Here is a 13,914-nt window from a genome sequence, read left to right as displayed (position 1 = left end):
CCGAGAGGGATCACCCCACGGTCCTCGCCGAGGCGAGCAGCCGGAGGGTGTCGTCGGGAGCGAGCGCGAGCGCGTTCCCGACGGTCCCGAGGACCTCCCGCTCGGCCGGGCTGTAGGGCCCGTCGGCGAGCGCGATCCGGGCGGCCTGGACCAGGATCGACTCCCGGCCTGCGACCGCCAGGTGCGGGGTGAGCGGCTCCAGGGCCTCGTGCAGCTCGATCGCGAGGAGCGTCCCCTCGGGGTTCACCTCGGGCATGAAGCGTCCGGTGTCGGCCTCCAGGGCCTCGACGAGGTCGACCAGCTGGACGGCGGTGCACTCGGCGAAGCCGGCGGAGCGGACGGCGCTCACGGCCCGGTCGAGGACCTCGCGGGAGTCCGTGCCGCCGGCCGCGAGCACGGCCAGGGCGACGGTGTGCACGGCGTCCCGCAGCATCGCGGAGAAGCGGCTCGTCGTCGGGTGGTCGAGCACCTCCGTACCGAAGTGCGTGTGGCAGGCCGCGCACTCGACGACGGGGCCCGTACAGCCCCGGGGCAGGACCGGGACGCCCAGGACGGCGAACCTGCGGCGGCCGGTGCGCCGCCGGTAGTTCCGGTCGCCGCCGCACTCCTCGCAGAAGAACTCGCCGTCCCCGACCGTGTTCCAGGAGGTGCGGATTCCGCAGATGCCCACTTTCCCACCACGTGAATTCCGGGCAGAACGCATACGCACCTCCTCAACGGCCCGGCTGCACTGCCGGCGTTGGCGTGATGTTAGCCACATCCTTGATGTGGCGTCAGCACCCCGTCACGACTTCGCCGCGGAGTTGGCCGAGACACGTCACCGCTCAGGAGGCGCGGCGACGACGCTTTGCGAAGGCCAGGAAGCCTCCACCGACGAGGACGGCGGCCACGGCGGCACCGATCGCGCCCGGACCGATGGCCGAACCGGTCGTCGCGAGATCACCCTCCGGGGTGGCGGACGGGGCCGTCGTCGGCGTCGCGGCCGGGGCGGTGGTGGTCTCGCCGGGGCCGGCGGGGGTGGAGGGCGAAGCGGACTCCCCCGGCGCCGTGGGCGCGGCCGACGTCGTCGGGGCCGTCGGCGTGGAGCCGCCCTCGCTGGGGGTGGACTCCGGGGTGGTCTCCGGGGTCGCCGAGGGGGTCGCCGGTGGCGTGGGGACGGGCGTCTCGGTCGGCGCCGGGGTCTCCGGGGTGACGACCGGGCCCGGCTCCGTCTCCTTCGGGAGGCAGCCGGAGAAGTTCATCCGGTGGGTCTCGGCGCCGGGGACGGTGTCCAGGCTCTCGGCGATGACGGAGCCGTTGACGTGGCCGGGGCCGATGTTCTTGCCGCCCATCTCGACCTTGGCGTTCGGGGCGAGGATGGTGCCGGGCCAGGAGGTGTAGTTCTTCTTCACGCTCTCGGCCTGCGGGAAGTTCCAGAGCAGCTGGGAGCGGATCTGCCGGAAGCCGTCGCTCGCCAGGGCGTAGTCGTCGATCACGGGGGCCGTACCGTCCGCGCCCTGGTAGTAGACGCCGTAGGTGGCGGACTTGTTCATGTCGTACGAGGCGCCGAGGACGTTCACCAGGGTCGAGGAGCCCACCGGGACCTTCAGGGTGATCGCGCGGGCCTTCTCCAGGTCGGCGGCGTTCACGGCGAAGACGTTGAGCTTCGCGTCCCCGCCGGTGAGGAAGAGGCCGTCGCCGGAGCCGGCGACCGTGCCGTTCGGGTCGATGCCCGCCCAGCCCGTGGACCGCGCGCGCAGCTGGGTGAACTCCTTCGCGAAGTCGACCGGGGAGGCCGGGGAGGCGCCCTCCTTCACCTTGCCGCCGTCGACGCCGAAGCCCTGGCCGGGCGTGGAGAGGTCGACGACCTTGCCGGCGATGCCGCTGCCGTTGTCGAGGACGACCTGGTTCGCGTACAGGGTGCCGCCGACGACGAGGCTGTGGCCGCCGGGCAGCTTCGCGAGGTCGGCGCCGGTGAGCTTGTGGCCGATGGAGAAGCCGGAGGGCTGCTTCGGGTCGCCGAAGCGGGCGTCACCGCCGACCGCGACCGCGCCCTCGGAGTCCGAGTGGCGGGTGGAGTCCTTCTCGACGAACTCGGCGTACAGACCGGCCGTACCGAGCGGCTGCGTCACGCACTCCGTGGTGGTGGCGGACGCGGCGGGGGCCCAGGCGAGGGCGGCGCCGGTCACCGCGAGAACAGTGGCCACGGCAGCGGTCGTGCGCATGCGGAACTCCAGGTCAGGGAGGTGCGAAGGGGGCGCGTGGGGGGCGTGTCCGAAGGGACGGGCCGACCTTCCGCCATTCCCCGATGTACCGTCAACTCACCTGATATGACGCCGATTCCGACATGCAGTGACGATCTTCCTTAAGCCAACCTGAAACCGTGACGCGGCTCACACGCACCTCTGCCCCGCACCTCTCGACGAGGGGTGCGGGGCAGAGGTCGTGGTGCGCGTCAGCGGGCGGCGCGGTTGACCGCCGAGATGACCGCCTTCAGGGAGGCGCGGGTCGTGTTGGCGTCGATGCCGATGCCCCACAGGACCTGGCCGTCGATGGCGCACTCGATGTACGAGGCGGCCTGCGCGGAGGCGCCCTCGCTCATCGTGTGCTCCTGGTAGTCCAGCAGGCGGGCGTCCACGCCGATCTCCTGCAGCGCGGCGAAGAAGGCGGAGATCGGACCGTTGCCGGAGCCGGACAGGACGGTGTCGGCGCCGTCCACGACCGCCTCGACGGTCAGCGTGTCCGTGCCGTCCGTGTCGGAGGTGGTCTGGCCGGAGCGCAGCTGGATGCGGCCCCAGCGGGCACCGGCGTCGTCCGGGTTGGGCAGGTACTCGTCCTGGAAGACGGCCCAGATCGCGGCCGGCGTGACCTCGCCGCCCTCGGTGTCCGTCTTCTGCTGGATGATCTTCGAGAACTCGATCTGCATCCGGCGGGGCAGGTCCAGCTTGTGGTCGTTCTTCAGGACGTACGCGATGCCGCCCTTGCCGGACTGCGAGTTGACCCGGATGACGGCCTCGTAGGAGCGGCCGACGTCCTTCGGGTCGATGGGCAGGTACGGAACCGCCCACTCGATGTCGTCGACGGTGACGCCCTTGGCGGCCGCGTCGGCCTCCATCGCGTCGAAGCCCTTCTTGATGGCGTCCTGGTGGGAGCCGGAGAAGGCGGTGTAGACCAGGTCGCCCGCGTAGGGGTGGCGCGGGTGGACCTCCATCTGGTTGCAGTACTCGGACGTCCGGCGGATCTCGTCGATCTGCGAGAAGTCGATCTGCGGGTCGACGCCCTGGCTGAACAGGTTCATGCCCAGGGTCACCAGGTCGACGTTGCCGGTGCGCTCGCCCTGGCCGAACAGGCAGCCCTCGATGCGGTCGGCGCCGGCCATGATGGCCAGCTCGGCCGCCGCGACGGCCGTACCGCGGTCGTTGTGGGGGTGGACGGACAGGCAGACGTGCTCGCGGCGGGTCAGGTTCCGGGACATCCACTCGAACCGGTCCGCGTGCGTGGACGGCGTCGAACGCTCCACGGTGGCGGGCAGGTTGAGGATGATCTCGCGGCCCGGGCCCGGCTGCCAGACGTCGCAGACCGCCTCGCAGACCTCCAGGGCGAAGTCCAGCTCGGTGTCGGTGAAGATCTCGGGGCTGTACTGGTAGCCGAAGGTGGTGCGCTCGTCCAGCAGCTTCTCCGCGTACTCCATGACCAGGCGCGTGCCGTCCACGGCGATCTGCTTGATCTGCTCCTTCGAGCCGCGGAAGACGACCCGGCGGAAGGTGGGCGCGGTCGCGTTGTACAGGTGGACGGTGGCGCGCTTCGCGCCGACCAGGGACTCCACGGTCCGCTCGATCAGGTCCTCGCGGGCCTGGGTCAGTACGGAGATGGTGACGTCGTCCGGGATGGCGCCGTCCTCGATGATGGAGCGCACGAACGCGAAGTCGGTCTCGCCGGAGGACGGGAAGCCGACCTCGATCTCCTTGTAGCCCATGCGCACCAGCAGGTCGAACATCTCGCGCTTGCGGGCCGGGGACATCGGATCGATCAGGGCCTGGTTGCCGTCGCGCAGGTCGGTGGACAGCCAGCGGGGGGCCTTGGTGATCCGCTGCTCGGGCCAGGTGCGGTCGGGGATCTCGACGGCCTCGTAGCGGCCGTACTTGTGGATCGGCATCCCGGACGGCTTCTGCAGCTGCGTCGCGTTGGTGACGGGCGTGGGGCGGCCTACGAAGGGGGACTGGCTCATTGCGTTGGGCTCCTCGAAATCCTGCGAGAGGGAGGGACGGCCGACTGTCGAACGCAACACCAGGTCCCGCGGGGAGGGGGTCGGCCTACGACTACAGGCCCTCGCCGCGGCAGCTAAGGAGAAGCAGCCCGAAACGCATGATGTGCCGCAGCCTAGCTCAGGGACGTCACTGACGGACGTCCTGTTCCAGTATGCGGGACGGGTCGCGCGTCAAGACTGATCAGTGACGCATCACTCCATTTCGCCAATCCTCGTCGCTTCCCGTGACAGGAGGCTCACGCAGTGCCACATTGCGGGCATGACCTCGCATGCGCCTGCCTTCTGCTCGATCGTCCCCCCGCACCTCCTGGAGCACCTCGCCCGCTCCTCGAACCCGGCCGTCGCCGCCGCCGCCCGCCGCACCCTCATCGCGGACGCCTCGGCCCGTACGTTCCGGGTGCTGCCGCTGCCCGGCGCCACGCCCACGCTCGCCCCCGCCGAGGCCGGCCGGCCGCACCGCACCGTCTACGACTGCCGGCAGGGGACGGACCTGCCGGGCGAGCGGGTCCGCGCCGAGGGCGAGGAGGCGACCGGGGACGCCACCGTCAACCGGGCGTACGCGGGTCTCGGCGCCACCTTCGACCTCTTCCTGAACGCCTTCGGGCACGACTCGATCGACGGCGCCGGGCTGCCGCTGCACGCCTCCGTCCACTACGACGAGAACTACGGCAACGCCTTCTGGAACGGCGAGCAGATGGTGTTCGGCGACGGCGACGACGAGATCTTCCTCGACTTCACCCTGCCCGTGGACGTCATCGGCCACGAGCTGGCCCACGGCTTCACCCAGTACTCGGCGAACCTGGAGTACTTCAGCCAGTCCGGCGCGCTCAACGAGTCCGTGTCCGACGTCTTCGGCTCGCTCGTCAAGCAGTACACGCTCGGGCAGAGCGCCGAGCAGGCCGACTGGCTCATCGGCGAGGGCCTCTTCCACCCGAACGTGGAGGGGACGGCGCTGCGCTCCATGAAGGCCCCGGGGACCGCGTACGACGACGACGTCCTCGGCAAGGACCCGCAGCCCGCCCACATGGACGACTACGTCCGCACCGGCCGCGACAACGGCGGGGTGCACATCAACTCCGGCATCCCCAACCACGCCTTCTACCTGGCCGCGACCGAGCTCGGCGGTAACGCGTGGGAGCGGGCGGGCCGGATCTGGTACGACGTGATGACCGGCGGCACGCTCACCCCCGAGGCCCGCTTCTCCGAGTTCGCGGCGGCGACGGTCGCGGCGGCGAAGGCGCGGTACGGCGACGGGGAGGAGATCCAGGCCGTCCTGAAGGCCTGGGCGGCGGTGGGGGTGCCCACCGACTGACCGGCTGGTAGACAGGGGCCCATGCGGATTCGAGTGCGGCGCACGGGCGGTTTCGCGGGCATCGAGCGGTCGGCGGAGGTGGAGGTCTCGGACCCCGAGTGGGAGTCCCTGGCCTCCGCCGTCCTCGCGGAGGGCGCCGGCGACGAGGAGGCGCGGGGCGTCCCGGACGGCTTCTCGTACGAGATCACCATCGACGGCCGGACGGTGCACTGCGCCGACCCACGCCTCACGGACGGGCAGAGGACCCTCATCAAGAGGGTCCTCAAGGAAGGCGCGTAGGCCCGGGAGGACGACGGTCCTCAAGGAAGGCGCGGAGCCCGGGGCCCGGCTTCCGGCCCCGGGCTCCGGCTCCGCGTCCGGCCCTCGGCCGCTAGAACCCCAGCTTCCTGAGCTGCTTGGGATCGCGCTGCCAGTCCTTCGCGACCTTCACGTGGAGGTCGAGGAAGACCGGCGTGCCGAGCAGGGCCTCGATGTGCTTGCGGGACTTCATGCCGACCTCCTTGAGGCGGCTGCCCTTGGGGCCGATGATGATGCCCTTCTGGCTGGGGCGCTCGATGTACACGTTGGCGTGGATGTCGAGCAGCGGCCGGTCCGCCGGGCGGTTCTCGCGCGGGATCATCTCCTCGACGACCACCGCGATCGAGTGCGGCAGCTCGTCCCTTACGCCTTCGAGCGCGGCCTCGCGGATCAGTTCCGCGACCATGACCTGCTCCGGCTCGTCCGTGAGGTCGCCCTCCGGGTAGAGCGGCGGGGACTCGGGGAGCAGCGGGACCAGGAGGTCGGCGACGAGCTGGACCTGCTTGTCGCCGACGGCCGAGACCGGGACGATCTCCGCCCACTCGAAGCCCAGCTCCTTGCCGAGCTGGTCGACCGCGATGAGCTGTTCGGCGAGCGTCTTGGAGTCGACCAGGTCGGTCTTGGTGATGATCGCGACCTTGGGGGTCTTCTTGATCCCGGCGAGTTCCTTGGCGATGAACCGGTCGCCGGGGCCGAGCTTCTGGTCGGCGGGCAGGCAGAAGCCGATGACGTCGACCTCGGCCCAGGTGGTGCGCACGACGTCGTTGAGCCGCTCACCGAGGAGGGTGCGCGGCTTGTGGAGGCCGGGGGTGTCCACCAGGATCAGCTGGGCCTCGGGCCGGTGCACGATGCCGCGGACGGTGTGCCGGGTGGTCTGCGGCCGGTTCGAGGTGATGGCCACCTTCTGGCCGACCAGAGCGTTCGTGAGGGTGGACTTGCCCGCGTTGGGGCGGCCGACGAAGCAGGCGAAGCCGGCCCGGTGGACGGCTTCGGTTTCTTGGTTGCGAGCGCTCATGGGGGCCATTGTCCCCGATGAGCGCCCACCTCACGTACCTCAGTGCGGATCCGGGGCCGTACGGGCCGTCCGGCGCCGCCGAATCCACAGGCCGAAGAGGCCCGCCGCGGCTCCGGCGAGGAGGGTCGCGGCGGCGAGCCAGGGCAGGGCGAGGAAGGACACCGCGCCGGTCTCCCGCACGTCCTTGGCGGTGGCGGTGAGGGTGATGTCGCCCCAGTCGAACTGCGGGGAGCCGGTCCACCGCTCGGTGAGCCGGATCTTCTGGCGGGGCAGCAGCTCGGACGGCACCTTGGCGAGGTCGCGGGCGAGGAGGGTGCGGCCGAAGAGGCCTTCGGCGCGGAGGACGACCTTGGGGTTGAGGGTGACGTTGCCCCGGTTGTGCAGGGTGTACGTGACGACGGCGCTGCTCGTACGGGTGCCGGGGACCACCGGCCGGTCCTGGTCGAGGGTGACGTCCTCGACGCCGAGGGCGGGCACGGTCGGCCCGTTGACCCGCAGGTAGAGGCGGGCGGCGACGGCACGCTGGACGCCGACGGCCACGGAGCCCTTCGCGCCGGGGCTGATCCGCTCGTCGAGGGCGACGAGGGCCCCGGGGTGGTCCCCGGGGTCGGCGTCGGCGGGGACGGTCAGGGTGTACGGGACGGTGACGGCGGAGCGGGCCGGGACGGTGATCCGGGTCCTCTCGGGCCTGATCCAGGCACCGGCGCCGGTCTGCTTCTCGCCCTGGGTGCGGACGGCGAAACCGCCGTCGCGCTCGGTGTTGTAGGCGTCGGCGCCGTAGAGCCGGAAGGTGAGCGGGGCGGCCGTCTTGTTGGTGACGGTGACCCGGTCGGTGAGGGTGCTGCCGGGGTCGGCGGAGAGGAAGAAGTAGGGGCGGCCGGCCGGCTGGGCCGCGGCCGGGTAGACGGCCCACTCGCCGTTCTCGGCGGCCCGGGCGTGCGGGGCGGGGCCCAGGAGCAGGGCGCTCAGGAGGAGGACGTACAGCGTGCGCACGAGTCGGAAACCCCCGGGGTGCGGAGCGGGCGGGGCGGGTGCGCGCCCGGCCCGCCGGGTGGTCAGGACAGGGTCGGGGTCAGGACAGGGTCAGGGTCAGCACGCCCGCGTACGCGCCGGGCGGGGTGAACGCCGGGACGTCGAGGGAGAGCCCGGCGCCGATGGTGAACTCGCCGCCCGTGAGGGCGCCGTTCGGGGTGGAGGCGAGGGTCGCGCCACCGCTGCCGACCGGCCCTGACGAGCCGGCGGCGCAGGTGCTGGGGCTGCCTTCCTTGGCGGTGCAGGCAGGGGTCCAGCTGAGGTTCCCCGCGCCGATGGAGCCGCCGGGGCCGGTGAAGTCGGTGACCTTGCCGGTGAGGGACCAGCCCGCGGGGCCGCCGCGGAAGTCCTTCACGGTCACCGTGTGGAGGTCGCCGGTGGCGGCGCCGCCCTGGCCGAAGTCGACCGAGGACAGCTGGACGGCGTCCCCGGCCTGGGTCATGGACAGTTCGCCCGCCGTGACGGCCGCGGTGATCTTCTGGCTGTCCGGTGGCTGCGGGGTGTCGTCGACAACGGTGTACGCGGCGGGCCCGGCGCCCTTGTCGGCGTTCCAGGCGGTCCCCTCGTACGCCACGATCCCGGTGGTCGCCTTGTCGTTGACCTTGAGGCGCGCGGCGAAGGAGCCTTCGCTGTCCGTGGTGACGGTCATGCGGTCGGCGGTCTCGGCCGCTCCGGCGCGGCCGGCGACGGTGACCTCGGTGAGCGGGCTGAACTTCGAGCCGTTGACGGTCACCCGGACGCCGGGGGCGCCCGAGGTGGTGTCGAGCTGGAGCGCGCGGGTGTTGGGGCTGGTCACGGGGCTCGCGACGACCGTCTCGGAGACCGGGGCGGGCGGGTTGAGCACCGTACAGGGGGTGTCGAGCTCCATGAGGTAGCTGGTGTGGATGTTGTAGTCGCCGGGCGAGAGGGTGATCGATCCGGCCTGGGCGACCTTGAACGTGCCGGTCATGGAGAAGGCGGGGAAGGAGCCCTTGCCGGGGACCGGCGGGTTCTTCTTGGGTCCCGTGACGCTGATCGCGCCGGTCTGGGCGCCGCCGAGGACGACCTTGCCGCTGGGCGTCATGATGTCGGCCGGGAGCGCGAGGTCGACGGGGTTGGACGCGGCGGGCTTGGTGACCGTGTAGGTGACGGTCACGGTGTCGCCGACCTTGGGACTGCTCTTGTCGACCGTGATCCTGGCGGTCGTGGTGCCCTCGATGGGCGGGATGCCGGCGATCGGCGGCGGGACGCAGCGCGTGGGGAACTGCACCTCCGTTGAGGTGCTGGTCGCGCCGGCCGGGGCGGCGAGCGCGCCGCCGCCGGCGACCGCGAGAGCGGTGGCGCCGAGGACGGCGGTCCAGCGCCGTCTTCGGGCCGCCGCCCGGGATCGGGTGAGTGCCATGGATGTGCCCCCTCCTGAGGATGAGTGGGCGCCATTGACGGCTCCGGGCTTCGATAAGTCAATGCCGACGAGAGCCATCGACTGATGACCCATCAGATTCTGTCAAGATCGGCGATCCGGGGACGTTTCCGCAGGTCACGACGGAGACCGGTGCCGCCGACGGCGACACCGGTCAAGGGTGGGGCAGGGCTCAGCCGACGACTCGCTCAACTGAAGACGAACGGGCCCGGCGACTGGGAGGTCACCGCGTCGCAGTTCACCGTGACCCCGAAGATCACCATCTTGAGGGCGACACCCGCGAAGTACGAGTTGAGGCTGTCGCCCGAGGCCACGGTCCCGCTCAGGGGGCCGATGACGACGGACTGCCCGGCACCGAGCGCCGGGTTCTTCTTGCCGGTGAAGACCCGGGTGCCGCCGCCCGCCTTGGCCATCGTCAGCGTGGCGCTGATCTGGTTCGCGCCGACCGCGATCGGCGTCGTGACGGCCGAGGTGACGGTGATGGTCGCGGCCGTGCCGCTCTGCGTGGCGGCGAGGGTGGCCGTACCGCCGCCCCAACTGCCGCAGTCGTACGTCGCCGTGGCCGATCCGGGCGAGACGGCGGCGGCCGTCGGCGCGAAGGCGAGTGCGGAGGCGGCGAGGCCTCCGGCGAGGACCGCGACGGTCCCCAAGGTGCTTCTGCTTCTCATGGCGAGTTCGTACCCCTTCCGATGACGAACGCAGGGGGTGCGGACACTGCGTGAACGCGGAGATCTGACGGTCCGTCGGGCGAACCGCTGTTCATTGAGACGCAGACCGCCGGGGAAGGCAAGAGAAGTTGCGGTGATCCTTCACAAACGCGCAAGGGCCCGGCGCCGTGGCGCCGGGCCCTCCTCACGCGTACGCGGCTCAGCCCGCGGTGACGGCCGCCCGCAGCTGCCCGTCGGGACCGGCGAGCAGCACCGGCGTCCCGGGCCCGCCGAGGTCCCGTACCGCCGCCCGGTCCTCGTCTGTGGCGGCCTCGGCGTTCGACACGACGGCCGCCGCCTCCAGGGACTGGGCGCCGCTGGCCACCGCCATCGCGACCGCGGTCCGCAGCGCGCTCAGCTTGAGCGACTCCAGCTCCACGGTCCCGGCCACGTACGTGCGGCCGGTCTCGTCCCGTACGGCCGCGCCCTCGGGCACACCGTTACGGGCGCGGGCGCTCCGCGCCAAGGTGATGATCTTGAGGTCCTCGGCGCCGAGGTCGCCGTGCTCGCTGCTGAGTGTCATGCCCCTGAGCATAGGCCGGGGCACCGGGTCAGCCCTTGGCGCCCTTGGCGAACTTCTCGACGGCGAGCTTGGCGAAGCCGTCGAAGTCCTTGTGGCCGGTGGCGTCGGCCGGGACGTGGGCGAGGCGGGTCAGGCCGGTGCCCTGGGCGGCGACGAGCATGTTCGACTCGACGTCCATGCCGAGGTCCGCGATGTTCATCTTGATCCGGAAGGCGTGCGCCTGCTCGGTGCCCTGGGGGGCCGTGAGCTTCTGCAGCGTGATCTTCATCTTCATGCCCTCCATCTCGGCGGTGAAGCCGGTGCAGGTGCCCAGGGCGGTGCCGATGGCGGTGGCGTAGTCGGCGGCGCCGGTACCCGGGAAGGTCATGACCTGGTGGCTCAGCAGCGACTCGGAGTTGCCGCGCTCGAAGTCCACGGTGCCGCCGATGGTGGCCCCGGCGACCTTGTCCTCCATGAGGGTGGCGATCGGCTTGCAGGCCGCGGTGTCGGCCTTGTAGGTGGTGGTGTCCGGCTCGGCCTTGCTCGTCTTCCAGCCCGTGGGCAGGTCCTTGAGCTCCAGCACGCCGGCCTTCATCTGGGCGGCGGTCAGCGGAGTGGGGGCCGGCGCGGCGGAGGTCTTCTCGGTGGCCTTGCCGCCCTTCGCGGCGCCGTCGGCCTTGTCGTCGGAACCGCCGCCGCACGCGGCGGTCAGCGAGAGCGCGGAGACGGCGAGGGCGGCGGCCAGGCCGCGGCTGAAGCGAGTACGCATGGTGAAGAAGCCTCTTGAGGGTGCGAAGTGAGCGGAGAACCGGACGTGCGCCCACAGGGCGGGACCGGCGGCTCGGAGGATATACGGCACCTCTGACACAACGGCGGTGCGGTCCACGCGAGGCGCCGGCGCCGGGCTCGGCCCGCGCCTCGGTCTCCGGATCAGCCCGCGCTTCGGCCTCGGTCTCGGCTTCGGCCCCGGTCTCGCCCGCGCCTCGGCCCCGGTCTCGGCCTCCGGATCAGCCCGCGACCGGGTACATCGCCCCGCGGCGCCCCTCGGGAGACACCAGCCACTCCAGCTTCTCCGCCGTGTCCGCCTCCGGCAGCGGCGTGTGCATCACGATCACCAGGTCAGGGCGGGCCGGGACCCTCAACTGCGTCGCCTCGACGACCAGCGTGCCGACCAGCGGATGCTCCATCTCCTTGCGGTTCTGGCCGCCGGGCAGGATGTCCCGCCGCTCCCACAGCTCCGCGAACTCCGGGCTCGCCTCCTTGGCCTCCTCGACCACCGCCCGGAACCCCTCGTCGTCCGGGCACTCCGAGCACGCCGAACGGAACTGCGCGACGACCTTCGGCGCCAGCTCCTCCCAGTGCCCCATCCGCGAGCGGTACAGCGGGTCGGTGAAGAAGTCCACCAGGCAGTTCTGCGAGATCTCCGGCCGCATCCCGAGCACGATCGCCGCCGCGTCGTTGTACAGGACCGTGTTCCAGTACACGTCCATGATGTGCGCGGGGAACGGCATCCACGCGTCGATGAGGCGCCGCAGCCCGTCGCACATGTCCCGGTCCTCCGGAGCCGCCTCGAGGGCCGGCGGGTTCAGCGCCGCCAGGACGTACAGATGGCGCCGCTCCGCAGGACTCAGCCGCAGCACCCGCGCCACCGAGTCGAGCACCTGCGGCGAGACCGTGATGTCCCGGCCCTGCTCCAGCCACTGGTACCAGGAGACCCCGACCCCCGCGAGGACCGCGACCTCCTCCCGGCGCAGCCCCGGCGTGCGGCGCCGCGCGCCACCGTCGGGGAGCCCCACCTCGGCCGGGCTCACCCGGGCCCGACGGCTCATCAGGAACTCACGCAGCTCGCCGAGTCGGTGCTGCTTCATCGTGGTGCTCTCAAGAGCGGTGGCCACGTGCGCTTCCTCCCCCTGGACGCCCGGTGCAAATGGCTGGTGGTGCGACCAACAGGATAAGTTCCCGCTCCCCAGCCTTGTTCCCGCGCGCCGAGGGTGGGGCCATGACAACCCTCACCCCGCCCTCCACCGACCGCGCCGCCCCGGCCGCTCCCCCCACCCTCACCGGCCGCACCCGGCTCATCCTCTTCGTGCTGTGCGCCGCCCAGTTCATGGTCGCGCTCGACTTCTCCGTACTGAACGTGGCCCTGCCCGTCCTCGGCGCCGACCTCGGCCTCGGCCGGTCCGCCCTCCAGTGGGCCGTCACCGCCTTCGCGCTGCCCTCAGGCGGCTTCCTGCTCCTCTTCGGACGCGTCGGCGACCTCTACGGACGCAAGAAGCTGTTCCTCGCCGGACTCGCCCTCTTCGGCGCGGCCTCGCTGCTCGCCACGTTCGCCTGGAACCCGGCCGCGTTCCTCACCGCACGCGCCCTCCAGGGCGTCGCCGCCGCCGCGATCGTGCCCACCGGCATGTCCCTGCTGACCACCACGTTCCCCGAAGGGCCGCTGCGCGACCGGGCCCTCGGCATCTCCGGCACGCTGCTCTCGCTCGGCTTCACCGTCGGCATGATCCTCGGCGGCGTCATGACCGACGCCCTCGGCTGGCGCTCCACCATGGGCCTGCTCGCCCTCTTCAGCGTGATCGTGCTGCCGCTCGCCCCGGGCCTGCTCCCCGAGTCCCGCACCCCGGAGCGGCCCCGGCTCGACGTGCCCGGCGCGGTGACCGTCACCGGTGGACTGCTCGCCCTGATCTACGCCCTGTCGACGGCGGCCGAGCGCGGCTTCGGCGGCACGGACGTGCTGGTCACCCTGGTGGCGGGCGTCCTGCTGCTCGCGGTGTTCGTACGGGTCGAGTCCCGGCACGCGGCCCCGCTGGTCTCGCTGCCGATGCTGCGGCGCGCCACGGTCGCCTTCGGCAACCTGGGCGGTCTGATCACCTTCTCGATGATGTCGACGGTCGTCTTCGTCCTGACCCTGTACCTCCAGGAGACCCTGGACCTGTCGGCCTCCGCGACCGGCCTCGTCTTCGGTGTGCAGGGTGCGGCGTCGGTCGTCGCGGGCATGTTCGCGCCGAAGGTGATCGGCCGGATCGGTGCCCGCCGCACGCTCGTCGGCTCGCTCGTCGGACAGGGTCTGCTCACGGCCGGGCTGCTCGGCGCGGGCGCGGAGTCGGGCGCGGTCCTGGCGACCGTGCTGGTCTCGCTGGCCTCCATGTGCCACCTGGGCGCGATCATCTCGTACGGACTGACCGTCACCTCGGGTGTCCCCGACGAGGAGCAGGGCCTGGCGACCGGCCTCGTGACCACCACCCAGCAGGTCGGCCTCACCGTCGGCATCCCGCTGCTCGGGGTGCTCGCGACGACGGGCGGGGATCTGTTCGGCGGTGTCCGCACGGTGCTTGCCCTGGACGCGGCGATCGTGCTCGGCACGGCGCTCGTCGTCGGCCTCGGCCTGCGGCGACGCTCCTGAG

At 71.8% G+C, this 13,914-nt stretch carries 13 protein-coding genes; 3 read left to right on the top strand and 10 right to left on the bottom strand.

Annotated elements, in window-relative coordinates:
- Positions 1-10: 10 nt before the first annotated feature.
- The 3 genes from ABT034_RS01695 to leuA all read right to left on the bottom strand — a co-directional run bounded on the left by ABT034_RS01695 (position 11) and on the right by leuA (position 4,207).
- Positions 11-703 carry a TerB family tellurite resistance protein gene (locus ABT034_RS01695; RefSeq protein ID WP_351210098.1) on the bottom strand — a complete coding sequence of 231 codons (693 nt, stop codon included), beginning with the start codon at positions 701-703 and terminating at the stop codon, positions 11-13.
- A 121-nt stretch (positions 704-824) separates the two neighbouring features.
- Positions 825-2,204, bottom strand: coding sequence for a choice-of-anchor A family protein (locus ABT034_RS01690; RefSeq protein WP_351210096.1), 1,380 nt, complete (start codon positions 2,202-2,204; stop codon positions 825-827).
- 230 nt (positions 2,205-2,434) lie between these two features.
- Positions 2,435-4,207 carry a 2-isopropylmalate synthase gene (gene leuA / locus ABT034_RS01685; RefSeq protein WP_351210094.1) on the bottom strand — a complete coding sequence of 591 codons (1,773 nt, stop codon included), beginning with the start codon at positions 4,205-4,207 and terminating at the stop codon, positions 2,435-2,437.
- A 298-nt stretch (positions 4,208-4,505) separates the two neighbouring features.
- On the opposite strand from leuA, the gene ABT034_RS01680 reads away from it, so the two are divergent.
- Together ABT034_RS01680 and ABT034_RS01675 are read left to right on the top strand one after the other, a co-directional pair.
- Complete coding sequence (locus ABT034_RS01680) at positions 4,506-5,558, top strand: M4 family metallopeptidase (protein ID WP_351210092.1); 1,053 nt, start codon at positions 4,506-4,508, stop codon at positions 5,556-5,558.
- 21 nt (positions 5,559-5,579) lie between these two features.
- Positions 5,580-5,837, top strand: coding sequence for a protealysin inhibitor emfourin (locus tag ABT034_RS01675; protein WP_351210090.1), 258 nt, complete (start codon positions 5,580-5,582; stop codon positions 5,835-5,837).
- 91 nt (positions 5,838-5,928) lie between these two features.
- On the opposite strand, the gene era is transcribed toward ABT034_RS01675, so the two are convergent.
- From era to ABT034_RS01640, 7 genes are all read right to left on the bottom strand, one after another.
- Positions 5,929-6,879, bottom strand: a complete 951-nt coding sequence (era, locus tag ABT034_RS01670; protein ID WP_502972770.1) for a GTPase Era — start codon at positions 6,877-6,879, stop codon at positions 5,929-5,931.
- Positions 6,880-6,909: 30 nt separating this feature from the next.
- The gene (locus ABT034_RS01665; RefSeq protein WP_351210086.1) at positions 6,910-7,863 is read right to left on the bottom strand and encodes a WxL protein peptidoglycan domain-containing protein; all 954 of its coding nucleotides are present in this window, start codon (positions 7,861-7,863) and stop codon (positions 6,910-6,912) included.
- A 79-nt stretch (positions 7,864-7,942) separates the two neighbouring features.
- The gene (locus ABT034_RS01660) at positions 7,943-9,283 is read right to left on the bottom strand and encodes a beta-xylosidase (protein WP_351210084.1); all 1,341 of its coding nucleotides are present in this window, start codon (positions 9,281-9,283) and stop codon (positions 7,943-7,945) included.
- Between the two features lie 206 nt (positions 9,284-9,489).
- Entirely contained in the window at positions 9,490-9,969 is a 480-nt protein-coding gene (locus tag ABT034_RS01655; RefSeq protein ID WP_351210082.1) for a hypothetical protein, read from the bottom strand.
- Positions 9,970-10,168: 199 nt separating this feature from the next.
- Positions 10,169-10,531 carry a cytidine deaminase-like protein gene (locus ABT034_RS01650; protein ID WP_351210080.1) on the bottom strand — a complete coding sequence of 121 codons (363 nt, stop codon included), beginning with the start codon at positions 10,529-10,531 and terminating at the stop codon, positions 10,169-10,171.
- Positions 10,532-10,559: 28 nt separating this feature from the next.
- Positions 10,560-11,279, bottom strand: a complete 720-nt coding sequence (locus ABT034_RS01645; protein WP_351210078.1) for a hypothetical protein — start codon at positions 11,277-11,279, stop codon at positions 10,560-10,562.
- Between the two features lie 238 nt (positions 11,280-11,517).
- Positions 11,518-12,378, bottom strand: a complete 861-nt coding sequence (locus tag ABT034_RS01640) for a helix-turn-helix transcriptional regulator (RefSeq protein WP_351210426.1) — start codon at positions 12,376-12,378, stop codon at positions 11,518-11,520.
- A gap of 131 nt (positions 12,379-12,509) precedes the next feature.
- On the opposite strand from ABT034_RS01640, the gene ABT034_RS01635 reads away from it, so the two are divergent.
- Entirely contained in the window at positions 12,510-13,913 is a 1,404-nt protein-coding gene (locus tag ABT034_RS01635) for an MFS transporter (protein WP_351210076.1), read from the top strand.
- Position 13,914 lies beyond the last annotated feature (1 nt).

Source organism: Streptomyces sp. NPDC002773, assembly GCF_040295605.1.
In the GTDB taxonomy this organism is placed as follows: Bacteria; Actinomycetota; Actinomycetes; order Streptomycetales; family Streptomycetaceae; genus Streptomyces.
Note: the sequence above shows the minus strand (reverse complement) of the source record. Positions and strands in the feature narration are given on the sequence as shown.